The sequence below is a fragment of the Novosphingobium sp. BL-S-21 genome, from assembly GCF_055521655.1.
This window is the reverse complement of sequence record NZ_CM145496.1, coordinates 1,045,284-1,067,124: the sequence shown is the minus strand read 5'-3', so window position 1 is coordinate 1,067,124 and position 21,841 is coordinate 1,045,284. Positions and strand designations below refer to the sequence as shown.

At 66.8% G+C, this 21,841-nt stretch carries 19 protein-coding genes; 15 read left to right on the top strand and 4 right to left on the bottom strand.

What is annotated here, in order from left to right; genetic code table 11:
* The first annotated feature begins 83 nt into the window (after positions 1–83).
* The 7 genes from ACZ1J6_RS13375 to mtnP all read left to right on the top strand — a co-directional run bounded on the left by ACZ1J6_RS13375 (position 84) and on the right by mtnP (position 7,891).
* Positions 84–2,171, top strand: coding sequence for a tetratricopeptide repeat-containing sulfotransferase family protein (locus tag ACZ1J6_RS13375; RefSeq protein WP_431566935.1), 2,088 nt, complete (start codon positions 84–86; stop codon positions 2,169–2,171).
* A 17-nt stretch (positions 2,172–2,188) separates the two neighbouring features.
* Positions 2,189–3,412: an aspartyl/asparaginyl beta-hydroxylase domain-containing protein gene (locus tag ACZ1J6_RS13370; protein ID WP_431566934.1), complete on the top strand. Its 1,224-nt coding sequence runs from the start codon at positions 2,189–2,191 to the stop codon at positions 3,410–3,412.
* A gap of 5 nt (positions 3,413–3,417) precedes the next feature.
* Positions 3,418–4,893: a 2OG-Fe(II) oxygenase family protein gene (locus tag ACZ1J6_RS13365; RefSeq protein WP_465128119.1), complete on the top strand. Its 1,476-nt coding sequence runs from the start codon at positions 3,418–3,420 to the stop codon at positions 4,891–4,893.
* An 83-nt stretch (positions 4,894–4,976) separates the two neighbouring features.
* On the top strand, positions 4,977–5,303 hold the full coding sequence (locus tag ACZ1J6_RS13360) for a hypothetical protein (protein ID WP_431566932.1): 327 nt from the start codon (positions 4,977–4,979) through the stop codon (positions 5,301–5,303).
* Between the two features lie 248 nt (positions 5,304–5,551).
* Positions 5,552–6,337, top strand: coding sequence for an SDR family oxidoreductase (locus tag ACZ1J6_RS13355; protein ID WP_431566931.1), 786 nt, complete (start codon positions 5,552–5,554; stop codon positions 6,335–6,337).
* A 32-nt stretch (positions 6,338–6,369) separates the two neighbouring features.
* Positions 6,370–7,011, top strand: coding sequence for a TetR family transcriptional regulator (locus ACZ1J6_RS13350; RefSeq protein ID WP_132263401.1), 642 nt, complete (start codon positions 6,370–6,372; stop codon positions 7,009–7,011).
* Positions 7,001–7,891, top strand: a complete 891-nt coding sequence (gene mtnP / locus ACZ1J6_RS13345; RefSeq protein WP_431566930.1) for an S-methyl-5'-thioadenosine phosphorylase — start codon at positions 7,001–7,003, stop codon at positions 7,889–7,891. The genes ACZ1J6_RS13350 and mtnP overlap by 11 nt, the downstream gene beginning before the upstream one ends.
* Before the next feature lie 52 nt (positions 7,892–7,943).
* On the opposite strand, the gene ACZ1J6_RS13340 is transcribed toward mtnP, so the two are convergent.
* Positions 7,944–8,624 (bottom strand): SDR family NAD(P)-dependent oxidoreductase, encoded by a 681-nt coding sequence (locus ACZ1J6_RS13340; RefSeq protein WP_134093145.1) that lies wholly within the window; start codon positions 8,622–8,624, stop codon positions 7,944–7,946.
* Positions 8,625–8,831: 207 nt separating this feature from the next.
* Positions 8,832–9,311, bottom strand: coding sequence for a peroxiredoxin (locus ACZ1J6_RS13335; RefSeq protein ID WP_132263396.1), 480 nt, complete (start codon positions 9,309–9,311; stop codon positions 8,832–8,834).
* Between the two features lie 183 nt (positions 9,312–9,494).
* On the opposite strand from ACZ1J6_RS13335, the gene ACZ1J6_RS13330 reads away from it, so the two are divergent.
* Together ACZ1J6_RS13330 and ACZ1J6_RS13325 are read left to right on the top strand one after the other, a co-directional pair.
* On the top strand, positions 9,495–10,001 hold the full coding sequence (locus ACZ1J6_RS13330; protein ID WP_132263394.1) for an S-adenosyl-L-homocysteine hydrolase: 507 nt from the start codon (positions 9,495–9,497) through the stop codon (positions 9,999–10,001).
* A 257-nt stretch (positions 10,002–10,258) separates the two neighbouring features.
* Positions 10,259–12,472: a TonB-dependent receptor gene (locus tag ACZ1J6_RS13325; RefSeq protein ID WP_431566929.1), complete on the top strand. Its 2,214-nt coding sequence runs from the start codon at positions 10,259–10,261 to the stop codon at positions 12,470–12,472.
* A 149-nt stretch (positions 12,473–12,621) separates the two neighbouring features.
* Here the strand turns inward: ACZ1J6_RS13325 and ACZ1J6_RS13320 are convergent, their stop codons facing one another.
* The gene (locus ACZ1J6_RS13320) at positions 12,622–13,299 is read right to left on the bottom strand and encodes a TetR/AcrR family transcriptional regulator (protein ID WP_132263391.1); all 678 of its coding nucleotides are present in this window, start codon (positions 13,297–13,299) and stop codon (positions 12,622–12,624) included.
* 110 nt (positions 13,300–13,409) lie between these two features.
* Between ACZ1J6_RS13320 and ACZ1J6_RS13315 the strand changes: the two genes are divergently transcribed.
* The 3 genes from ACZ1J6_RS13315 to ACZ1J6_RS13305 all read left to right on the top strand — a co-directional run bounded on the left by ACZ1J6_RS13315 (position 13,410) and on the right by ACZ1J6_RS13305 (position 17,566).
* The gene (locus tag ACZ1J6_RS13315; protein ID WP_132263389.1) at positions 13,410–14,522 is read left to right on the top strand and encodes an LLM class flavin-dependent oxidoreductase; all 1,113 of its coding nucleotides are present in this window, start codon (positions 13,410–13,412) and stop codon (positions 14,520–14,522) included.
* A 63-nt stretch (positions 14,523–14,585) separates the two neighbouring features.
* Positions 14,586–15,188, top strand: coding sequence for an NADPH-dependent FMN reductase (locus ACZ1J6_RS13310; RefSeq protein WP_431566928.1), 603 nt, complete (start codon positions 14,586–14,588; stop codon positions 15,186–15,188).
* Entirely contained in the window at positions 15,185–17,566 is a 2,382-nt protein-coding gene (locus ACZ1J6_RS13305; protein ID WP_431566927.1) for a beta-glucosidase, read from the top strand. The genes ACZ1J6_RS13310 and ACZ1J6_RS13305 overlap by 4 nt, the downstream gene beginning before the upstream one ends.
* An 80-nt stretch (positions 17,567–17,646) precedes the next feature.
* Here the strand turns inward: ACZ1J6_RS13305 and ACZ1J6_RS13300 are convergent, their stop codons facing one another.
* Positions 17,647–18,858: an MFS transporter gene (locus tag ACZ1J6_RS13300; protein ID WP_314465830.1), complete on the bottom strand. Its 1,212-nt coding sequence runs from the start codon at positions 18,856–18,858 to the stop codon at positions 17,647–17,649.
* A 154-nt stretch (positions 18,859–19,012) separates the two neighbouring features.
* Here ACZ1J6_RS13300 and ACZ1J6_RS13295 point away from each other — a divergent pair, with 154 nt between their 5' ends.
* The 3 genes from ACZ1J6_RS13295 to ACZ1J6_RS13285 are packed head-to-tail and all read left to right on the top strand — an operon-like array spanning position 19,013 to position 21,839.
* Positions 19,013–20,134 (top strand): Gfo/Idh/MocA family protein, encoded by a 1,122-nt coding sequence (locus tag ACZ1J6_RS13295; protein WP_431566926.1) that lies wholly within the window; start codon positions 19,013–19,015, stop codon positions 20,132–20,134.
* Between the two features lie 17 nt (positions 20,135–20,151).
* The gene (locus ACZ1J6_RS13290; RefSeq protein ID WP_431566925.1) at positions 20,152–21,210 is read left to right on the top strand and encodes a sugar phosphate isomerase/epimerase family protein; all 1,059 of its coding nucleotides are present in this window, start codon (positions 20,152–20,154) and stop codon (positions 21,208–21,210) included.
* Positions 21,207–21,839: a gluconate 2-dehydrogenase subunit 3 family protein gene (locus ACZ1J6_RS13285; protein WP_431566924.1), complete on the top strand. Its 633-nt coding sequence runs from the start codon at positions 21,207–21,209 to the stop codon at positions 21,837–21,839. The genes ACZ1J6_RS13290 and ACZ1J6_RS13285 overlap by 4 nt, the downstream gene beginning before the upstream one ends.
* The last annotated feature ends 2 nt before the right edge of the window (positions 21,840–21,841 follow it).

Genomic DNA, 21,841 nt, shown 5'->3' with positions numbered 1-21,841 from the left:
TTAGTCTTTGGCGGCGGTCTTCCCCGGAGGGCCGCCGCTTCTGTTTCCGGCGGACACGTCCGCCAAGCAATTCGGACCCCTGCATGACCACGACCGCCAAGCCATCGGAAAAGCCCAATCCCTCGGATGAGCTTCGCCGGATTGCCGGATTGGCTCGCATGGGGCGGCTCGACGAAGCGGCGCAGGCCGTCGTCGCGGCCGTGGCAGCCGAACCCGAAGATCCCGCGCTGGCCGCTCTCGGCGGTGCGGTTGAGTTCCACCGCGGCGATTTTTCGCGTGCTGCGACATATCTGGAGCGCGCCCATTCCCTGCGACCGCAGGACCTGGTCGTGCGCACCAATCTGGCCGAATCCTATTTGCGGACCGATCGCAAGGACGAGGCTCTGGCGCTCTGCGATGAGGCCTGCGCTTTCGCTGAACCGAGCCTGCGCCTTGCCCGGCTCGGTGCGCATCTGGCGCAGGAGGCCGGAGATTTTGCCAAGGCCGCACGGCTTTATCGCCATGTCCTGGCGAGGCAGCCGGACGATTGGTCGCTGCTGAACAATCTCGGCAACACTCTTAGCGAGCAGGGAGAGGCGGCGGAAGCCATCGAGGTGCTGCAGCGCGCGATGGCGCTGGCTCCCGATTCCCCGCCGATCCGTGTCAATCTGGGGACGGCCTTGCTCCTCGCGGAACGTGTGGAGGAAGGGGAGACCGTGCTGCGCGATGCGGCGCGCGATTTCCCGAACGATCATGTGCCGATGCTGACTCTGGCGCGTTTTTACCACGATAACGGTATCGAGGATCGCCAGTACGAAGCCATCGCCGAGGCCGCGCGGCGCGCGCCCGGCAATGCCGCGTTGCAATCCGATTACGGTCAGGAAGCCGCCCGGCGTAACGACTATGCCATCGCCGAAGGCCAGTTCGAGGCCGCTCTTGTCATCGAGCCGGCACTGGGCCCGTCCTTCGTCGGGCTTGCTGCCGTCTACGAACGCAGCAACCGCGAGGCGGAGCTGGAACCCTTGCGTGAGCGCGCCCTTGCCAGCGGAACCGATGCGCAATCGCTGGCCTATATCGATGCCCTGCGTTTCAAGCGGGCCGAGGACTTCGGGCAGGCATTCGAGGCGCTGGAGCAGTCGGGCGAGGTGGTCGTGGCCAATCGCCGCCATCAGCTTCGCGGCATCATGCTCGACCGCATGGGGCGCTATGACGAGGCTTTCGGCGAATTCGCCGCCATGAACGCCAGTCATCTCGACGAGCCGTCGCAGCCTGCCGTTCGCGCCGAGCGATTCCGCGGCGATCTCGCGCGGGATCGGGCGCTCGTGACGCCGCAGTGGCTGGGCGGCTGGAGCGAGACCCCGCCTGCCGATCGTGCCTCTCCGGTCATTCTGCTGGGCTTTCCTCGTTCAGGCACGACGTTGCTCGATACGATGCTGATGACGGCGCCGAACACCCTGGTGCTGGAAGAGGAACCTTTCTTCGGAGAAATCGAGACGCAGCTTGGCGGCGTGAACGCTTTGGCAGGGCTGGATGCCGAGGCCATCGTTGCCGCACGGGCCCGTTACTTCGAGCGCGTATCCCAGCATGCGCCGCTGGGGCCGGATACGTTGGCGCCAGACACGCTGATCATCGACAAGCACCCGCTGCACCTGGGCAAAGTCCCGGTGATCCGCCGCCTGTTCCCCGATGCCCGCTTCGTGCTGGCGCTGCGGCACCCCTGCGACGTCATCCTCAGCTGCTTCATCACCAACTTCCGCCCCAACAATGCCATGAGCAATTTCCTGGATCTGGAGACGGCGGCGCGGTTCTACGATCTCACCTTCTCCTATTGGGAGCAGGCGCGGGAGGTGTTCGACCTGCCGGTCCGTACGGTCGTTTACGAAAGGCTGGTTGCAGACCAGGCGCGCGAGCTGGCACCGCTGTTCGACTGGCTGGACCTGCCGTGGGCCGGCGAGGCGTTCGACCACCGCGAAGCCGCGCGTGCGCGCGGCGTGGTGCGTACGGCCAGCTACGCCCAGGTCACCGAGGCGATCTATACCCGCGCGGCCGGGCGCTGGCGGCGGTACGAGAAGCATCTTGAGCCGGTGCTGGATATCCTGCGGCCCTGGGTGGAGCGCTTCGGTTATTCGCTTGAGGACGACCGGGTGCCGGCCTGGGGCGGCCCGCCGGACCTCGACATCGATCCGGTCTGAACACGCTCGGGGGGGCAATGAACTCAGGGACTACGACTTTCGCGCAAGTGGACCGGCTGACGGCGGCGGGCAACCTCCCGGCCGCGGCGCAGGCCCTGCAGATTTTGCTGGAGAGTGCCGGATCGGAATCGGGTTCGCCCGATTTCGAACTGCCGCCGCTCGATGTGCCGGCGCTCATGGCGCAATGGCTCAAGCTGGCGGGTCTGCGCCGGGCCTTGCGGCAGCCGCACAAGGCGCTGGAGGCTGTCCACCGCGCGCTGGACCTGGCGCCGCTCGACTTCATGGCGCTTGTCATGCGGGCCGGGCTGCTGGAGCGGATCGGCGATGCCCAGGCGGGCGCGGCCTGGGGCGAAGCCCTGGCGCAGTTGCCGGATGGCCCCATGCCGTCGCCGCTCGAAGCTGCCGTAGCGGCGGGGAGGGCGTTTCATGCCAACTGGCTGGAGGAGCGCGGCCAGCACCTGGAGCAAGTCGCGCGGACGGCGGGCCAAGAGGCCGAGACTATCGAGGCCGATGCCGATGCCGATCTGGACTGGCGGATGGCGCGGTTCCGCGACAATATCCTGCGCAAGACGCGGGTCTATCACAGCGAACCCACGCATTTCCATTATCCCGGCCTGGTCGAGCGGGAGTTCCATCCCCGCCATGCGACACCTTGGCTGGCCGAAGTGGAGGCCGGTTTCGAGGCGATCCGTGCGGAGATGCTGGCGCTGATGCAGTCCGAGCGCGCCGAGCTGGAACCCTATATCCAATATGAGGACCGCGAGAACCTGGCGCAGTGGCGGCCGCTGAACCGCAGCCGGGACTGGAGCGCGATCCATCTGCTGCGACACGGCAGGGAAGTGACGCACAACGCCGCGCAGGCGCCGCGCACGATGGAGATCCTCTCGCGCCTGCCACAGCCGCAAGTTGCCGGCGCCTCCCCGAATGCGATGTTTTCGCTGCTGGCGCCGCACACCGCGATCCCGCCTCATGTCGGCGTCGACAATACGCGGCTGGTCTGCCACCTGCCGCTCGTCGTCCCGCCGGGTTGCTGGTTCCGCGTCGGTGCCGAGACGCGGGAATGGCGGGAAGGCGCGGCTTTCGCGTTCGACGATACGATCGAGCACGAGGCGATGAATCCCACCGATGTCCTCAGGATCGTGCTGATTTTCGACGTCTGGCATTACGGCCTTGCCGAAACCGAGCGCGGGGCGGTGGCGGCGACGATTGCCGCGGCGGGCCGCGACGTGGACGGGCGCTAGTGTCCGTGCCCGGGGACGAGAGGCAGGCGCTGGCCGAACTGGCGGAACAGGCGCTCGCCCGCGGCGACGAGGAACAGGCCGAAGCGCGGCTGGCGGCCTGGCTGGCCCGCAATCCGCGCCGCCATCCCGCCGATGTCACCGTCCTCCATTGGACCGCGATGCTGCGCCGCGCGCTCGACCGCCGTGACGGTGCCATTGCCGCGCTGGAGGCGGCGCAGCGGCTGGCGCCGGACAATGGCGGTGTGGTCCATGCGCTGGCGCATGTCTCGCTGGAGGCGGGGCGCCCCTCGGCGCGGCTGTTCGAGCAGGCGACCCTGTTGGCCCCCGCGAAAGGCGAGATCCGGCTGGGGCTCGCCTCGGCGCGGCTTGCCGAAGGGGAAGGGCCGCGCGGCCTGGCCGAGCTGGAGGCGATGCTCGCGGCCAACCCCGGCTGGATGGAAGGACATCGCCAGTTCGCCCAGTTGTCCGTCATGGTGGGGCAGGATGGCCGGCTGCTGGCGAGCATCGAGGCGGCCTTGCAGCGCTTCCCCCAGAGCGATGGCTTGCGGGCGCTCGCTATCGAACTGCTGCTTTCCGGCGAGCGCCATGCCGAAGTCCTGGCCGCAGCGGACCGCGCGATCGCTGTTCACGGGCCGGTTCGCACGTTCCTCCTGGCGCGGGCGGCTGCGCTAGACGAACTGGGACGGGGCGAGGAAGCGGCCGCCGCATTCGCCGCTCTGGGTGCCGCGACCGATCAGGGCCATGCGGTCTGGCGCCTGCGCCATCTGCTGCGACGGGGGGAGGCCGCGCAGGCCGTCTCGGAAATGGAGCCTCTTCTCGCCGGGGAGGGCGCGGAAGCGATCTGGCCTTACGCGGCCCTGGCCTGGCGACTGGCAGGCGATCCGCGGTCTGCTTGGTTGGAGGCGGAGGGGCTTGTCCGCGTGATCGACCTCGATCCTGCCGAGATCGGGCTGGACGCGCTCGTGCCGATGCTGCGCGGTCTCCATGCGCGATCCGGTCGGTTCCTCGATCAGTCCGTTCGCGGGGGGACTCAGACGGACGGGGTCTTGCTGGCGCGATGCGAACCGGAAATCACGCGCATCCGCGAAGTCCTGCGCGGCGAAATCGCAAAATTCGAAGACAGCCTTCCGCCGGTCGATGCCGCCCACCCCACGCTTGCGCGGAAGCGAGGCCGGCGTCCGCGGTTTGCCGGTAGCTGGTCGGTACGGCTGGCCGGCGCGGGCTTTCATGCGCCGCATCATCACCCGCAAGGCTGGATCAGCTCGGCGCTCTATCTCGCTGTTCCGCAAGGCCTTCCTCCCGGCGAGGGATGGCTCGATCTGAGTGGTGCGCCCGCAGGACTGGGCGATCTTGCCCCGCGCGTTTCGGCGGAGCCGAAGCCGGCGCGGCTCGTGCTGTTCCCGTCGTGGATGTGGCATGGGACCCGGCCTTTCGCCGCGGGCGAGCGCATGACGCTCGCCTTCGACGTAGCGCGCACTTGAAGTGCGATACGTCCCGATTTACCTTCGTTTCATCCAGTCTTTTCGGCGCGCGAACCCAAAGGTCGGCGCCACGGAGTTACACGATGCACATGATCACACGAGTTGCCGTCGCTGCCTGCGTCCTGGCAGCCAACCCCGCGCTGGCAAGCGACCCGGCGCCCCAGGTAACGGGCCAAACGATGGCGCAGACTGCACCGGTTGCGCCGGCCGCGGTTCCGGCCACGTCCGTCGCCAAGAACGACATCGAGAAGAAGGACCCGATGATCTGCCAGCGGGTGGAGGAAATCGGCTCGCGTCTGCGCGCAAAGAAGATCTGCATGAGCAAGAGCCAGTGGGAAGAACAGCGCCGCGGCGATCGTTCGAACATCGAGCGTTCGCAGATCCAGCGCGGCATGGACCCGGTGGGCTGATTCAGCGCGCCATCCTGCTCACGGAGCGGGCCCCCGCGCCGGGGCCCCCGCCGGCCGACGACGCCAGGCGACGGCGCCAGGCCATGACGCCGGGGCGCGATTTCACTCTGCCCGATTGACCTGCCGGTTTCAGCTGCTTAACCGGTTGATTAAATCGTCGGGCCTGAATCATCAGGTCCAGGTCATCGGGCAGGCATGCCCTCGCCGTTCGGTGGGGCTGGCCTGTGCGGGCAGGAAGGGGAAGCAGCATGAAACTGGACAGCAGCCTTGCCGCCGTCGTTACCGGCGCGGCATCGGGCCTGGGCGCAGCCACGGCGCGCGCGCTGGCGGAGCAGGGTGTGAAGGTCGCCGTGTTCGACCTTAACGCCGATGCCGGAGAAGCCATTGCGGCAGAGATCGGCGGCGTGTTCTGCCAGGTCGACGTGACTGACGATGCCAGCGTCGATGCCGGCTTCGCCAAGGCCCGCGCCGCTCATGGACAGGAACGGGTGCTGGTCAATTGCGCCGGCATCGCGCCTGCTTCCAGGACCGTCGGCCGGAACCGCGAGACCGGCGCGCCGCGCGCGCACGACATGGCCCTGTTCGAGAAGGCCATCGGCATCAATCTCATCGGCACTTTCCGCTGCATCAGCAAGGCGGCGGCGGGCATGGTCACGCTCGATCCCGTCGATGACGCCGGGGCGCGGGGCGCCATCGTCAACACGGCCTCGATCGCGGCGCAGGACGGGCAGATCGGGCAGGCGGCCTATGCGGCGTCGAAAGGCGGTGTGCTGGCGATGACCCTGCCGATCGCGCGCGACCTCATGAGTGAGGGAATCCGCGTGAACACGATCCTCCCCGGCATTTTCGAGACGCCGATGATGACCGGCATGCCGCAGCAGGTACAGGATTCGCTGGCCGCCATGGTTCCGTTCCCCAAGCGCCTGGGCAAGCCGGACGAATATGCGAAGCTCGCTCTCTTCATGCTGGAGCATGACTATATGAACGGCGAATCCGTCCGGCTCGACGGCGCGATCCGCATGGGCCCGAAGTAAGCGTTTCGGGGAACAGGGGCGGAAACCGGGACATGGCGCAAGGCAATTCCACAAGCGAGACCGGCGCGCCGCCGCCCGGCGCCCGCGCCCAGTTGCTCGAGACGGCGAGCGCCATCATGCGTGACGGCGACGTGATCGACATCTCGCTGTCCGAACTGTCGCTACGCTCGGGCCTCAATTCGGCGCTGGTGAAGTACTACTTCGGCAACAAGGCCGGGCTGCTCAAGGCGCTGCTCGACCGCGACTGGCAATCGATCGTCACCAGCGTCGACGCGCTGGTGGCCAAGGACGGCTGGTCGCCCGAGGCCAAGTTGCGGCGCCATCTCTGGAAGGTCGTCGATACCTTCTACGAGGTTCCCTACCTGAACCGCCTGACCATGCGCATGGTGCGCGAAAGCGACGATACCGAGGCGCGCCGCATTGCCGACTGCTACCTCTCGCCGATCTACCGCGCCTATGAACAGCTCATTGGCGACGGTGTGCGGGCAGGGGTGTTCCGTGAAATCGATCCGCAACTTTTCTACTTCACGGTGACCGGGGCGGTGGACCGATTCTTCTCGGCGCGGCTGGTGCTGAAGCATTGCTTCGACCAGGACACGTTGACCGAGGAACTGCGCGACCGCTACCGCGAACACACGATCGACATCATCATGGCAGGTATCCTTGCGCGCTGAAAAAAGCAGCTTCTGGCACATCGGCATTCTGGGCGGATCGGGTCTCGCCGCCGGCATCGAACTGGACGAGGCGCAGGAGATCACGGTCTCCAGCCCCTTCGGCGCGCCTTCCGGCCCGGTGACCACCGGCTGGCTTGGTGGTGTGCGCTTCACGTTCATCGCACGCCACGGCGCGGGTCACGCCATTCCGCCATCCGCCGTGAATTACCGGGCCAATATCGACGTGCTCAAGCGCTGCGGCGCTACCGACGTGCTGGCGCTCTCCGCGATCGGCTCGCTGCGTGAGGAGATGGCGCCGGGGCACATGGTCATGGTCGACCAGTTCATCGACCGGACCACGGGGCGTACGGGCAGCTTCTTCGGCACGGGGCTGGTCGCGCATGTCAGCCTGGCCGATCCCGTCTGCCCGCGCCTTTCCGCAATGGCAGGGGCTGCGGCCGAAGCGGCGGGAGCCAGGGTCCATCGCGCCGGCTGCTACCTCGCGATGGAGGGGCCGCAGTTCTCGACCCGCGCGGAAAGCCGGATGTATCGGAACTGGGGCGCCGACGTGATCGGCATGACCGGCATGCCCGAAGCGAAGCTCGCGCGGGAGGCGGAGCTTCCTTACGCCATGCTGGGCATGGTCACTGACTACGATTCCTGGCGCGAGGAAGAGGCCGGCGTCGAAGTCAGCCATGTCCTGGAAGTTATGCATGCCAATGCAAAAGTCGCGCGCGACATGCTGCGGAGCCTGGCGGCCGGCCTACCGCCCGAACGCGCACCCAGCCCCATCGACCGGGCGCTCGATCATGCCTTGATAACCGCGCCCGATGCGCGCGACCCGGCACTGGTGGCGCGGCTCGATGCCGTGGCCTGCCGCCTGTTCGGCGAGCGGGACTGATCTTCCGGGACAGGCGCGGGCCGGGCTGAGGCCCGTCATCCCCGCCTGGGCCTTAGCCTCCGCGCGTGACCGGGATCAGCGCTCCGGTAACGGCGCGGCCGGCGTCGGAGGCGAGGAAGGCGATCACGTCCGCTATCGCTTCGGGCTGAACCCAGGTGGCGAAGTCCGCATCCGGCATGTCCGCCCGGTTGGTCGGCGTGTCGATGATGCTGGGCAGGATGGCGTTGACGGTGACGCGGGTGCCGGCGAGTTCTTCGGCGAGCGCCTCGGTCAGGCGGTGGACGCCCGACTTGGAAGCGGCGTAGGCGCCCATGCCCATGCCGGCCTTTACCGCCGCTCCGGCGCCGATGCTGATGACCCGGCCCGCCGCCGATGCCTTGAGTTGGGGCAGGGCAAGCTGGGTGATCGTGGCCGCCGTCGTGAGGTTCATGGCCTGCATGCGCGCCCAGCTCGCCAGCGATCCGCCTTCCAGCGTTTCCCAGGTGAAGCCGCCCGCGACATTGACCAGCACGTCGATCCCGCCATGCGCAGCGGCAACCCGGTCGAGCGCGGACTGGGTGGCGGCGGCGTCGGTCAGGTCCACGCCGCCGATGTCGAGCGCGCCGACCAGCGGGTCACGGGCCTCGGGCGCGAAGTCGATACGCGCCACCTTGTCGCCGGTGCGGGCGAATGCGGCGGCCACTGCCGCGCCGAGAATGCCGAAACCACCGGTGACGATAACCGAACGTGCCATGAAAACTCCTCACTTTGGCGCGAGGCTAGCCATCCGTCCGGGTCGCGGCAAGGCGCCATCGGCCTGGACGGAAAGCCAACGCCCCGTCGATGCCGCAAGGGCAAAGGAAAGGGCGGCCGTCCCCCAGGAAGGCCGCCCCTGGTCCAGGCGAAAGGCCATTTCGGCCAGTTCGCCCGGGGCGCCTTTCAGCGCCTTTTCACATGCAGTTCAGAGCTGGCCGAGCATGTGGTCGGCGGAGCTGACTTCGAAGGCACCGGGCGCCTCGACGTTGATCTGCTCCACCACGCCGTCGTTCACGACCATCGAGAAGCGCTGGCCGCGGTGGCCCATGCCGAAGCCGGTGCCGTCCATCACCAGGTCCATGGCCTTCACGAAGTCGCCATTGCCGTCGGACAGCATGGTGACATCGGCAGAGCCCGAGGCCTTGCCCCAGGCGCCCATCACGAAGGCGTCGTTGACGGCGGTGCAGGCGATCTCGTCGACGCCCTTGGCCTTCAGTTCGGCGGCCTTGTCCACGAAGCCAGGCAGGTGCTTGGCCGAGCAGGTCGGGGTGAAGGCGCCGGGAACCGAGAACAGCGCGACCTTGCGGCCGGCGAAGAACGCCGCGCTCTGCACGGGTTCGGGGCCGCTTTCGCCGGCCTTGATCAGCTTCACGTCAGGCAGCTTGTCTCCAACGGCGATGGTCATCGTGTAAATCCTTCTGATGCAAGTCGATTGCGACGGTGCAGATATAGAGTGCCGGCGCGCTCCGGCAATGTCGCGGCCGGAGATTGCACGCCTCGTCACCGGCTTTAGGCGATGTTAACCAACTCGTGTAAACTCTTGCCCTGGGACGGGACGAAAACCCGCCATTGGAGGAGGAGCACGAAGATGAGCAACAAGCCTGAAACGCGCGTAAGCAAAAGCCGATCCTTCCTGGCGATCGCAGGCGCGGTGGCCGCGCTGGCAGCGCTCCCGGCAGCAGCCGCTCCGAAACCGGCGGCGATCGGCGATGACGGATCGGAACGCGTGCAGCGTCTGGACGCGATGCTGAAAGTCACGGCCATGCGGTGCGAGAGCCGGGGAGAGGGCTTCGATACCGATTACCGCACGTTCAGCCGGCAGCATCGCGGCGATCTCGACACGGCGGCGCGGCACATGCGCAGCGCCTATCTCCATGCCTATGGCGCGAAGAACGGCCAGCGCGCGCTGGAGCGGATGAACCTCGGGATGGCGAACCAGTACGGCGCCGGACATCCCTGGCTGGATTGCGGACAGCTGCGGCAAGTGACGCAGGGCCTCGCCATCGCCATCGGGCGCGAGCCTCTGGTCGAGACCGCCGGGCAGCTGCTGGGCTATCGTCCGGTGCAGACCATACCGGCGCTGGCCATCCGCTAGGGACATCCGCAAAGGCGGCTGACGGCCAGTTTCGGGGGCTATTCCGCCGTCCGAACCACCCCCCGAAAAACCATCGCATCGCACCGAAGGCGGCGCGTTTCCGGCTTTTGAGCCCAGGAAACGCGCCGCCTTTCGCGTGTGCTTCACGAAGGCGCTCTGCTGCCTTGACGGGTGCCGATTCGTGATCTAATTAGAATAAGCATTCCGGTTTTATAAAGGCGCCCGATCGCAAAGCGGCGCCGACTAGGGAGAGTTTGATGAGACTGGCATTCGTGCTTCTTTCCACGTCCGCGCTGGCCGTTCCGATGACCGCCATGGCCCAGACGGAATCCGCGCCGCAGCCTGCCGGCGAAACCGCGGCGCAGGAACAGCCCACCGGCCTTGGCGACATCATCGTCACTGCCAACCGCACGGCTTCGAGCGCGCAGGACACGCCGACCGCGCTCAACGTCTATTCGGGTGATGCACTGCGCGATGCCGGCATCGCTTCGGTGCGCGACCTTGCGTCGATCGACGCCAGCGTGAACATCTCTCCGTCCGCAGGCGCAGCTTATGTCGCGGTGCGCGGCATTGCCTCGACCGACGTGACGGAAATCGGCGACCCGTCCGTTCCCGTGTCGCGTGACGGTTTCTACACCAACCGTTCTTTCTCGCTGAACTCGTCGATGTACGATCTGGCGCGCATCGAAGTGCTGAAGGGCCCGCAGGGCACGCTCAACGGCCGTAACTCGACCGGCGGCCTGGTGAGCATCATCACCAATCGCCCGCAGTTCGTGAACGGCGGCTATAGCGCGGTCGAAGTGGGCAACTTCGGCGCGTTCACCGGTGAGATGGGCGCGAACCTGGCAGTGAGCGATACGTTCGCGATCCGCGCCTCGGGCACGTACCTGACCCACAAGGGCTATCGCAAGATCGACGGACCGACCACCTCCGGGGACGACGAGGACTTCGCCTCGGGCCGTATCCAGGCGATGTACAAGTCGGGCGGTCTTTCGGCATGGGTGTCCTACCAGCACGATTCCCGCACCGTGAACGGCGATGCCATCCTGCGCGGCACGCTGGGCGGGCCGAAGCCCAGCTTCAAGGACCTGGGCGCCTTCCCGGGCGATGCTGCACAGAAGACCACGCTGGAGGGGGACCGCGTCCGCTGGGAGCTGGCCTACTCGACCGACAGCAATCTCAACTTCATCTATGCCGGCGGCTACGACAGCCAGAACTGGCACAACGTTCTCGACGCCACCGGCCCGGAATATCCCGCCAACCGCCAGTTCCGCCAGAACGAGCGCCCGAAGACCTGGAACCACGAATTCCGGGTGAGCAACGACAGCGCATCGAAGCTGTTCTTCCAGGCCGGCTATTTCCGGTTCAGCGAGAACAACACGGTCGATTCCGGCCTGTTCAACCTCGACATGACCGGCCTGTTCGCGGATGGCGGTCCCTTGGCGGCGCTCGGCCAGCCGGACCAGTACGGCATCAAGTTCGACTACAAGATCAAGACGCGCTCGCAGGCCGTGTTCGCCCAGGTCGACTACGACCTGACCGACCAGCTCGAACTCAGCCTTGGCGGCCGCTACACCTGGGACAAGAAAGTGCGCAGCGGGCAGGCGTTCCTGGACCTGCAGGCCCTGTCCAGCCCCTTCGCGCCGGCCTTGAGCTTCCCGGTGGCGGGCGACGGCAGGCTGAGCGACGGGCAGCCGACCTGGCATGTCGGCCTGAACTATCGTCCCATGCCTGACACGCTGATCTATGCGAAGTACGACCGCGGCTACAAGTCCGGCGGCTTCAATTCGAACGGCAGTTCCGCTTCGGTGCCTTACGATCCCGAGCAGCTGGATGCCTTCGAGATCGGCACCAAGAACTCGCTGATGGGCAACAAGCTGCAGCTCAATGGCGACGTGTTTTATTCGAACTACCGTGGCTACCAGGCCTCGCAGACCTCGGACGTGCTCCAGGGCAGCGGCATCTTCAACGTCGGTTCGGCGAAGATCTTCGGCGTCGAAGGCGAAGTGAAGGCGCTCCTGGGCGAAACCACCCGGATCGGCATCAATGCGGCCTACCTGCACACCAAGTTCGGGGACGGCATCATCGTCGACGACGGCGATGGCAATCCGCAGGACATCAGCGGCAATCGCCTGCCCAATGCCCCGTCGTTCACCGTCACCGGTTCGATCGACCAGGACTTCGTCGTGGGTGCCGGCAAGGTCACTGCCCATGCCGACGCGAAGTTCTCGTCGAAGTACTACTTCTCGGCCTTCAACGTCGACGACATCTCGACCGACGATTTCGTGGTCGCCAATGCTTCGCTCGGTTACGAGCCGGACGTAGGCGGCTGGAAGGTGATCGCCTTCGTGCGCAACATCTTCGACAAGAACGTGCTGGCCTATGCGCAGCAGAACTTCGTCTCGCACACCAACAACTACCAGTTCCAGCCCCCGCGTACTTACGGCGTGCGGGCGAGCGTCAACTTCTGACGCCGGATACCGTCTTCGCGGGCCTGCATTTCTCCTCCGCGGGCCCGCGGCAAACTGCCCCACGCAAAATGGGGAGGGGCGTGGCATCGCTGCCGCGCCCCTTATTTTGTGCGGCCGGGATCAGCCGGCCGCGAATCTCGCGCTTCTGTTCAGAAGTCGGTCTTGAGATAGGCCAGGCACATCCGGCCCAGCTCGATCTTCAGTTCCTTCCAGTCCTGCGGATGGACCGATTCTCCGGTGGAACCGAGGCTCAGCTGGCGGGCGAGCGTGGCGAAGATGATCTGGTAGGCGGCATTGGCCTTGCGCTCGTGATCGCTGCCGCCGAACTGGTCGCTGTAGTTCAGCATGGCACCGATCCCCAGGGCGGCGGCACGGTTGGCGCTCTGGCGGCCGGGACCGGCGACCAGTGGGTCGAAAGCGGCGCGGGCCATGCTCTGGCGCAGGAGCGGCGCTTCCTCGCGCAGCAGTTCGGCGTAGTTCTCGACGAAGGCCGGAACGACGGTGACCAGCGAGTCGGACTGCTCATGCACGCGGGCCATCATCTCGTCCTCGCGCACTTCCATGCGCTTGAGATGATTGCCGATCACGGCGCGGACGAGGTTCTCCTTGCTTTCGAACCGCAAGTAGATGGACCCGATCGAGACGCTGCCTTCCTGGCTCACTTCCTGGAGGGTGAACTCTTCGCTTCCGCGTTCGAGCATGAGTTTTTCGGCCGCCGCGACCATGCGTTCGAGCGACGCCTTGCTGCGCCCCTGCTGGGGCTTGCGGCTGACGGAATCGACGGCGAGCTTTTTTTCAGCCGAGCGGGGCTTTGCGCGTGTTGACATGGCAGCAACAAACAGCCTATCGAAATCAGAACGTCAATTCTAATTCATATTTATTTCACACCGGCACGCACGCCATCGCGGCGGCGGCAATGACCCCAAGGGAGGGGAAGATGCGTTTTTCCGTATTTCTGAACGCCCGATCGCTCGGTCCCGAACAGGATCGCAGGCTGATGAAGGACCTTGAGGGGCACGCGAAACTGGCGGCCGATCTCGATTACGATGCCATCTTCCTGCCGGACCATCACTTCAACGGCTACATGCCGGTGGCCAGCGACAGCTTCATCTTCGCCGCTTATCTCGCCGCGCAGATGCCGAAGATGCATTTCGGCTTTTCGGTCGTCTCCGTGCCGCTGCACCACCCGGTGCGCCTTGCCGAGCGGATCAACATCCTGGACCAGCTGACCGACGGCAAGCTGCTGGTGGGCGTCGGTTCGGGCACCACGCCGGAAGAGATGATCGGCTTCGCGGTGGACTACCGGGATGCCGGTTCGATCGCGGAGAACAACCTGGCGCTGGCGGAACAGCTCTGGGCCAAGGGCATGGAAGACCCCGCCGTCGTGATCGACAACGGGCCTTACAAGGGCCGCGTGCTCCAGCGCATCACGCCTGCGCCTTATACGCCGGGTCATGCACGCCTGATGCCGGTGGCGATGAAGGAAGCCAGCGCGCGCCGTGCGGCGGAGAACGGCTGGCCGGCGTTCATCCCGGCCTTCACCCCGCCCAGGATCGGCGGCACCGAGCCCTTCGTCCACGTCAAGAAGTGGTTCGACATCTACAAGGGCTTCCTGCTCGATGCCGGGCATGACGATGCCGTGGTGAAGTCCGCGCTCGACTGGACGACTCACACCTATCAGGTGGTCCATGTGGCCGAGAGCGACGACCAGGCGCGCGAGGAACTGGAAGTGATCCTGCGCAGCTACCAGGAAGCGATCGAGCGCGAGGCCGAATTCAACGCCCGCGCCGAGAGCGACGATGCCAACAAGAAGACCGACAGGACGCCCGACGCCCTCAGCGACGACTGGATCGGCACCTGGTGCCTCTACGGTTCGCCCGAGACGGTTCAGGCGCATCTGGCGCCTTATGCCGAACTCGGCATCGGCAACGTGCTCTGCGGCACGACCACCGGCCCGCTGACCGAGCAGCGCCTCGCCTATGGCGACCAGACGCTGCGCCTGATGGCGGAGAAGGTGATGCCGGCGTTCAAGGCCGCAGTGCCGGCCTGAGGCTTTCGATACCGACATGACGGCGCGGCCCGCAAGAAGGCCGCGCCGGTTTAGGAGAATGCGATGACCGTGATTTCGCCCGCCGCTCCCCGGCGGATCGTGGGCCTCGGCGGAACGTTCCGCCAGGCCTCCTCCAGCGAGCGGATCGTGCGCGCCGTGCTGGCCGAATGCGCGGCACTGGGCGCCGAGACAGTGATGTTCGACGGGCCCGCGCTTGCGGGCCTGCCGCATTTCAACCCCGAGAAACCCGACCGCACGCCCGAGGAACAGGCGCTGGTGGAGGCCGTGCGCGGCGCTGACGGTATCGTCATCGGCAGCCCCGGCTATCACGGCGGCTATTCGGGCCTCGTCAAGAATGCGGTCGACCTGCTGGAAGACTTGCGCGGCGATAGGCGCGTCTATTTCGACGGGCGGCCGGTGGGCCTGGTGGTCACGGCGGCGGGCTGGCAGGCCTGCGGCACCACGCTTTCCGCCTTGCGCGACGTGGTCCATGCGATGCGCGGCTGGCCGACGCCGGTGGGCGTTGCAGTCAACTCGGTGGAGCAGAAGCCTTTCGCGCCGGACGGAACGCTGGCCGACGAAGGCATTGCCCGCGCCGTGCGTGCCCAGGCCGAGCAGATCATGGGCTTTCGCATGGCGCCGAGCCCGGTGGAGGTCGCCGCATGAGCGATGTGACTTTGGCGCAATCCTGCGCGCTCACGGCCGGCGGGTCGATGTGGTCGACACTGGCCGTGCCGGAAGCGGGGATCCCGTCTTTCACCATGTCCGATGGCCCGCTCGGCATCGCCAGCGGCAAAGTGGATGAGCGCGACATCGCCTTGCTCAGCCCTTGTTCGACCCTGCTGGGCGCCACCTGGGACCGCGACCTCACCCGCCGTATCGGCGCCCTGGTGGGCAGCGAGGCCGTGGCGCGCGGCGTGGATGCGGTGCTGGCGCCCAATCTCAATCTCGCGCGCAGTCCGCTGGCGGGCCGGGCCTTCGAGTATTTCTCCGAGGATCCGGTGCTGACCGGCGTGCTCGGCGCGGAATGGGTCAGGGGCCTGCAGTCGACCGGCACTGGCTCGGTCGCCAAGCACCTGGTCTGCAACGACAGCGAAACCGCGCGGGACGAAGTGGATGTGCGCCTGGACGAGCGCACCTTGCGCGAAGTCTACCTGCTGCCGTTCCAATACGCGGTGGAGGCGGGCTGCGTGGGCCTGCTGGCCGCCTACAACAAGGTCAATGGCGCCTGGTGCGCGGAGCAGGGCCATGTCCTGACCGAAGTGGTGAAGCAGGATTGGGGCTTCGATGGGCTCATCATGAGCGACTGGTTCGGCACCCATTCCAGCGAGGGCACGATCAATGCCGGCCTCGATCTGGAAATGCCGGGGCCGGCGCGGTTCATGGGGGGCAAGCTGGAGGCGGCGGTATCCGCAGGGGCGGTCGATCCGGCGCGCATCGAGGATGCGGCATCGCGCGTGGCCTCGGTCGCGCGCCGGGTCACTGCGAACAAGGCGCCGCCGATCCCCGCAGCCGAGGCCGAGGCGCTGCTGGTGGAGGCGGCAGCGGCCGGCTTCACCCTGCTGCGCAATGAGAGGGACATGCTCCCGCTCGCGCCGGGATCGGTGAAGACGCTGGCGGTCATCGGCCCCAATGCCTGGGCGCCGTGCTTCCAGGGCGGGACATTCGCGAAGATCTCGATCTCGCCCGATGCGCCGACCCCGGTGGACGCGCTGCGCGAGACTTACGGCGAGTCCTGCGAGATCCTGTTCGCGCCGGGCGTCGATCCGCAGCCGCGCCTGCCGAACATGAGCGTGACGCCCGCGATCGACATCGGCGACGGCTGCACGCGCGGCATGACGCTGGAATACTTCGCCGCGCCGGAATGTGCGGGCGAAGTGCTCACCCGCGAGACGCGCGATACCAATTCGCTGGTCTGGTTCGTGGGCGTGCATGAGCAGGCGCGTTTCATGGAGCCCGGCTCGGTGCGCGCCAGCGGACGCTACACCGCAGAGCGCAGCGGCGAGCACAAGCTGCACCTCGGTTCGACCGGCGCGGCACGCATCCTCGTCGATGGCAGGGAAGTGCTGCGCGCCGGGGGCGAGGTTCCTGCGGGCGACGTGATGGGCGTGCTGAAGCGCGGCGATTCCGATGCCGTCAGCCTGGATCTTGCCGAAGGGCAGGACGTGGCGATCACGGTCGAGTTCTCGTGGACCGGCGGGCGCGTGCAAGGTCTCTGGTATGGCCTGCGCAGCCCCGGCAGCGCCAAGGAAATGCTCCAGGTCGCTGTCGATGCTGCACAGGCAGCGGATGCCGTGTTCCTGATCGTGGGGGAAACCTCCGATTCCAGCGTGGAAAGCAAGGACCGGCCGGATACGCTGCTTCCCGCCGAGCAGCTTCGCCTGATCGAGGCGGTGACGGCGGCCAATCCGCGCACGGCGGTGATCGTCAATGTCGGCCATGCCTTCGACAGCGCGTGGGAGGAGAAGGCAGCGGCGCTGCTTGCCGTCTGGTATCCGGGTGAGGGCTTCGCCCGCGCGCTGGCGGATGTGCTCTCCGGCGCGCGCGAGCCTGGCGGCCGTCTGCCGGTGACGTTCGCGGCGAACGAGGCGGACTATCCGGCTTTCGCGCTCCAGCCTGCGGAGGACGGTTCGCTGACTTACGCCGAAGGCACCTTGCTGGGCTATCGCGGCCTTGCCGCCAGCGGCACGGCCGCGCGTCATCCCTTCGGTTCGGGCATGGGCTATGCGCGCTTCGCATGGGACGATGCTGCGGTGGAGGGCAGCATGCTGCACGTCACCGTGGCCAATCTGTCGGACCGCGGGGGCAGCGATGTCGTGCAGGTCTATCGCGACCATCCCGAACGCGCGCTGGTGGGTTTCGCCCGCGTCGTTCTGGCTTCCGGGGAGCGCCGCCGCATCGCTGTGCCGCTGGAACCCCGCGCGCTCCAGCGTTGGGGGACAGAGGGCTGGGAGCCGGTTGCTGACCGGCCGACGCTGCGGCTTGCACGGCATTGCGAAGATGCCGGACTGGCCGTCGAAATGGAGATCGCTGCGCTGACCTGAAGCGCAGCATTTTGCGGAAAAGGAAAGGCCCGCCGGGATCGCTCCCGGCGGGCCTTTCTGCTTTTGCTCTGCCTGACAGATCAGGCCATCAGCGGCGTCCGTCCGCGGGTCATGCCCATCGTCAGCGCGCCGATGGCGACCACCAGCGAGACCACGCCGGCAGTGACGAAAGCGCCCTGCATGGAGCCGGTCGCGCCGCTGGCCTGATGCACCAACACGGGTGAGATGAACTGGCCGAAGAAGAACGAGCCGGTCCAGATGCCCATGCCCCGGCCGCGATGCTCGAAGGGGAACTTGGTCTGGGCCCAGGCGATCAGCGAGGGAACCGCCATGCCCGCGCCGGTCTGCTGGATGGCCAGGCCGGCGATCATCTCGGCTGGATTGCGGGCGAGGCCGATCACCGCGAGGCCGGTGCCGAGAATGGCGAGGAAGGCCCCGAGCTGCACGCCGTTCGAACGGCCCGACAGGATTCGGAACAGCAGCGCGCCCAGGATCACGAACAGGCTGGGCAGGAAGCTCATCTTGGCGACGGCGCCCGGATCGGTCACCCCCACTTCACCGAAAGCGATGCTGCCATTGACGATGAAGACGTAGTACTGCGCGGCGGAGAACAGCGTCAACGCGGCGACGCCAAGCGCGGCGCCCAGCGGGAAGCGGGCTTTGTCGCCGGTGGCTTCCGCAGGTGCGTCGTCATGCGCGGCGCGGCCCTTGGGCTCGTAGAGGAAGGCCAGCATCGCGAAGTAGATCGGGAAGGCGACGAGGTAGACAAGGAAACCGCCGTTCCACTTCATCGACGCGACCAGGCCCGACATCAGGATCACGCCGGAAGCCAGGAATGGGCCCACCACGCCTTGCAGGAACAGCCAGTTGCGGCGGCTTTCATTGTCCCAGTAGTCGCCGATCAGGGTGTTGACGATGGTCAGGATGCCCGCCTCGCAAATGCCCAGCGCCAGGCGGCTGGCGAAGATCTGGTTCAGGTCGTCCAGGAAGAAGGGCAGGGTGCCGAACAGTCCGTAGAAGAACGTGCAGATCAGCAGCAGCCGGCGGCGGCCGAACTTGTCCACGAACCAGCCTGCGAACGGGGCGAGGATGGCGATGGTCAGGCCCGGCGCGGTGACCATCAGCGGCACCTTGGCGGCGGCGTTCGGGTCCGTGTGGAAGTGCGCGATCATCGACGCCACGATCGGGAACATCGACACGATCGCGAAGATCGGAAGGAAAGCCGCGATGACGATCGTCATGCCCTGCGGCTTCATGGTGAGCTTGCTGAAGAATCGGGAAACCGGGTTCATGCCTCTCCGCCCGCGCCGCTGACCGGCGCTATATTAGAATTGCTATTCTCTTTTTGTTATCGGTGATTTTGATCGCGGTCAATGCCATCGAAGGCCTTGACCGATGGGCTTCGATAAAATTAGAACCATCATTACAAATCATACGAGAGGAAGCATGACGAAAGCGCGCCTGCGGATGGGCATGGTGGGTGGAGGGCCAGGGTCCTTCATCGGCCCGGTGCACCGAATCGCTGCCGAACTGGACCGTGAGATCGAACTGGTGGCGGGCGCCTTCAGCAGCGATGCCGCGCGTTCGCGGCAGGCGGGCGAGAGCTATCGCATCGATCCCGCGCGGGCTTATCCCGATCTCGCGGCGATGCTGCGCGAAGAGGCGGCGCGGGAGGACGGGATCGATTTCGTTGCGGTGACGACGCCCAACTTCCATCACCTGCCTGCCGTGAAAGCCGCGCTCGCGGCCGGTATCCCGGTGATCTGCGACAAGCCTGCCACCGCCACCCTGGCCGAAGCCGAGGAGATGGCGGCGCTGGTGGCGGCTGCGGGATTGCCCTTCGCGCTGACCTACACTTACTCCGGCTATCCGCTGGTGCGCGAGGCCCGCGCCCGCGTCGCGGCCGGAGCGCTGGGCGCGATCCGCAAGGTCGTGGTCGAATATCCGCAAGGCTGGCTTGCCGCCGAGGCAGAGGGCAAGCAGGCCGAATGGCGCGTCGATCCTGCGCGCGCGGGCGCCGGCGGCTGCATTGCCGATATCGGCGTCCATGCCTTCCAGCTTGCCGAGTTCGTCACCGGCCTGCGCGTCACCCGCATCTTCTCGGACCTTGGCGCGGTGGTGCCGGGCCGCGTGCTCGACGACGATTGCCAGATCCTGCTGCGCTTCGAGAACGGCGCGCGCGGGGCCCTGCTCGCCAGCCAGATTGCGGTGGGCGAGCGCAATGGCCTGAGCTTGCGCATCTACGGCGAGAAGGGCGGGCTCTGCTGGCGACAGGAAAGCCCGAACGAATTGCGCCTCTATCACCTCGATGGCCGCACCGAACTGGTGCAGGCGGGCGATCCGGGCCTTGGTCTCGATGCCGTAGTGGCCAGCCGGACGCCGGGCGGACATCCCGAGGGATACCTCGAAGCCTTCGCCAACCTCTACCGCGACTTCGCCAGAATGCTGCGCGGCGAGCCCGGCGCACTGGTTCCCGGCATGGCCGAGGGCCTGCGCGGGATGCACCTGATCGACCTGGCCGTGCGTGCCAGCCGCGATGACCTCGGCTGGGTCCAGTTTCCCGCCTGATCGGAACGAGAAAGACCATGAGAACCATCAAGGGCCCCGCCATCTTCCTCGCCCAGTTCGCAGGCGACGAAGCGCCGTTCAACACGTTGGAGAGCATGGCCGACTGGGCTGCGGGTCTGGGCTACAAGGGCCTGCAGGTCCCCAGCGGAGACGCGCGGCTGTTCGATCTGGAAAAGGCCGCCGAGAGCCAGACCTATTGCGACGAAGTGACCGGCATGCTGGCCGACAAGGGCCTTTGCATCACCGAACTTTCGACACATCTTCAGGGCCAGCTCGTAGCGGTCCATCCCGCCTATGACGTGCAGTTCGACGGTTTTGCTGCGCCGCATGTGCGCGGCAATCCGAAAGCGCGGCAGGCCTGGGCGGTCGAGCAGATGAAGCTGGCGGCCAAGGCGAGCCGCCGCCTCGGCCTCACCACGCAGGCCAGTTTTTCCGGCGCGCTGGCGTGGCCCTATTTCTACGCCTGGCCTCAGCGCCCCGCGGGGTTGGTCGAGGATGCCTTCGACGAACTGGCCCGGCGCTGGAAGCCGATCCTCGACGTGTTCGACGAGAACGGCGTCGACATCGGTTTCGAGCTGCACCCCGGCGAGGACCTGCACGACGGCGCGACATTCGAGATGTTCCTGGACCGCGTCGGCAACCATCCGCGCGCGAACATCCTCTATGATCCCTCGCACTTCGTGCTGCAGCAGCTGGACTACCTCGCCTTCCTCGACATCTACCACAGCCGGGTGAAGTGCTTCCATGTGAAGGATGCCGAGTTCCGCCCGAATGGCCGGGTCGGGGTCTATGGCGGCTATCAGAACTGGGCGGACCGCCCCGGCCGCTTCCGCTCGCTGGGCGATGGGCAGGTGGATTTTGGGCAGATATTCTCGAAGCTGGCGCAGTACGATTTCGCCGGCTGGGCCGTGCTCGAATGGGAATGTGCGCTCAAGCATCCCGAGCAGGGCGCGGCGGAAGGCGCACCGTTCATCGAGCGGCATATCATCCGCGTCACCGATCGGGCCTTCGACGACTTCGCCGGCAGCGGCAGTGACCGCATGCTCAATGCCCGCCTGATGGGAATCGGCGAATGAGCGGCGCGAAGAACGGCTGGAACCGCCGCGAGTTCACGGCGGGCGCGGCGCTGCTGGCGCTGGCTCTGGGGATCCCGGCGGCGGGCGTGAAGCTGACCGATCTCGACGCGGCGGACCTGCCCAGCGACCGCCAGCGCCGACTGATCGCGGATGTCTCGGACCTCGTGATTCCGCGCACCGATACGCCGGGCGCGCGCGACGTGGGCGTTGGCGACTTCGTGGTTCTGGCCCTCGCGCACGGGCTTGCGGGAACCGGCGCGCCGATGGCGTCGGAAACGATAACGGCCGCTGTGGCCCCGTTCCGCCGCCGCAACGGTTCGCTGCGCCATCTGGCCTGGCTGGAGCATAGGCTCGACCGCGCGGCGGGCGGCGACTTCCTGCGGCACGATCTTGCCGAGCGCACGCGCCTGTTGGCCGCGCTCGATGCCGAGGCTTTCGCGCAAGGCGCCCCGCCTTCGCCGTGGACCGCGCTGAAGGGCCTGATCCTCACCGGCTATTACACCAGCGAAGCGGGCGGATCGCAGGAGCTTCGCTACGAACTCGTGCCCGGCAAATGGGAGTGGGACATCCCCCTCCAGCCCGGGATGCGCGCATTTTCCAGCGACTGGACCGCAGTGGATTTCGGCTGACC

Coding starts and splice junctions, on each gene's coding strand:
- ACZ1J6_RS13375 (WP_431566935.1), top strand. CDS start 84: ATGACCACGACCGCCAAGCCATCGGAAAAGCCCAATCCCTCGGATGAG.
- ACZ1J6_RS13370 (WP_431566934.1), top strand. CDS start 2,189: ATGAACTCAGGGACTACGACTTTCGCGCAAGTGGACCGGCTGACGGCG.
- ACZ1J6_RS13360 (WP_431566932.1), top strand. CDS start 4,977: ATGCACATGATCACACGAGTTGCCGTCGCTGCCTGCGTCCTGGCAGCC.
- ACZ1J6_RS13355 (WP_431566931.1), top strand. CDS start 5,552: ATGAAACTGGACAGCAGCCTTGCCGCCGTCGTTACCGGCGCGGCATCG.
- ACZ1J6_RS13350 (WP_132263401.1), top strand. CDS start 6,370: ATGGCGCAAGGCAATTCCACAAGCGAGACCGGCGCGCCGCCGCCCGGC.
- ACZ1J6_RS13340 (WP_134093145.1), bottom strand. CDS start 8,624: ATGGCACGTTCGGTTATCGTCACCGGTGGTTTCGGCATTCTCGGCGCG.
- ACZ1J6_RS13335 (WP_132263396.1), bottom strand. CDS start 9,311: ATGACCATCGCCGTTGGAGACAAGCTGCCTGACGTGAAGCTGATCAAG.
- ACZ1J6_RS13330 (WP_132263394.1), top strand. CDS start 9,495: ATGAGCAACAAGCCTGAAACGCGCGTAAGCAAAAGCCGATCCTTCCTG.
- ACZ1J6_RS13325 (WP_431566929.1), top strand. CDS start 10,259: ATGAGACTGGCATTCGTGCTTCTTTCCACGTCCGCGCTGGCCGTTCCG.
- ACZ1J6_RS13320 (WP_132263391.1), bottom strand. CDS start 13,299: ATGTCAACACGCGCAAAGCCCCGCTCGGCTGAAAAAAAGCTCGCCGTC.
- ACZ1J6_RS13315 (WP_132263389.1), top strand. CDS start 13,410: ATGCGTTTTTCCGTATTTCTGAACGCCCGATCGCTCGGTCCCGAACAG.
- ACZ1J6_RS13310 (WP_431566928.1), top strand. CDS start 14,586: ATGACCGTGATTTCGCCCGCCGCTCCCCGGCGGATCGTGGGCCTCGGC.
- ACZ1J6_RS13305 (WP_431566927.1), top strand. CDS start 15,185: ATGAGCGATGTGACTTTGGCGCAATCCTGCGCGCTCACGGCCGGCGGG.
- ACZ1J6_RS13300 (WP_314465830.1), bottom strand. CDS start 18,858: ATGAACCCGGTTTCCCGATTCTTCAGCAAGCTCACCATGAAGCCGCAG.
- ACZ1J6_RS13295 (WP_431566926.1), top strand. CDS start 19,013: ATGACGAAAGCGCGCCTGCGGATGGGCATGGTGGGTGGAGGGCCAGGG.
- ACZ1J6_RS13290 (WP_431566925.1), top strand. CDS start 20,152: ATGAGAACCATCAAGGGCCCCGCCATCTTCCTCGCCCAGTTCGCAGGC.
- ACZ1J6_RS13285 (WP_431566924.1), top strand. CDS start 21,207: ATGAGCGGCGCGAAGAACGGCTGGAACCGCCGCGAGTTCACGGCGGGC.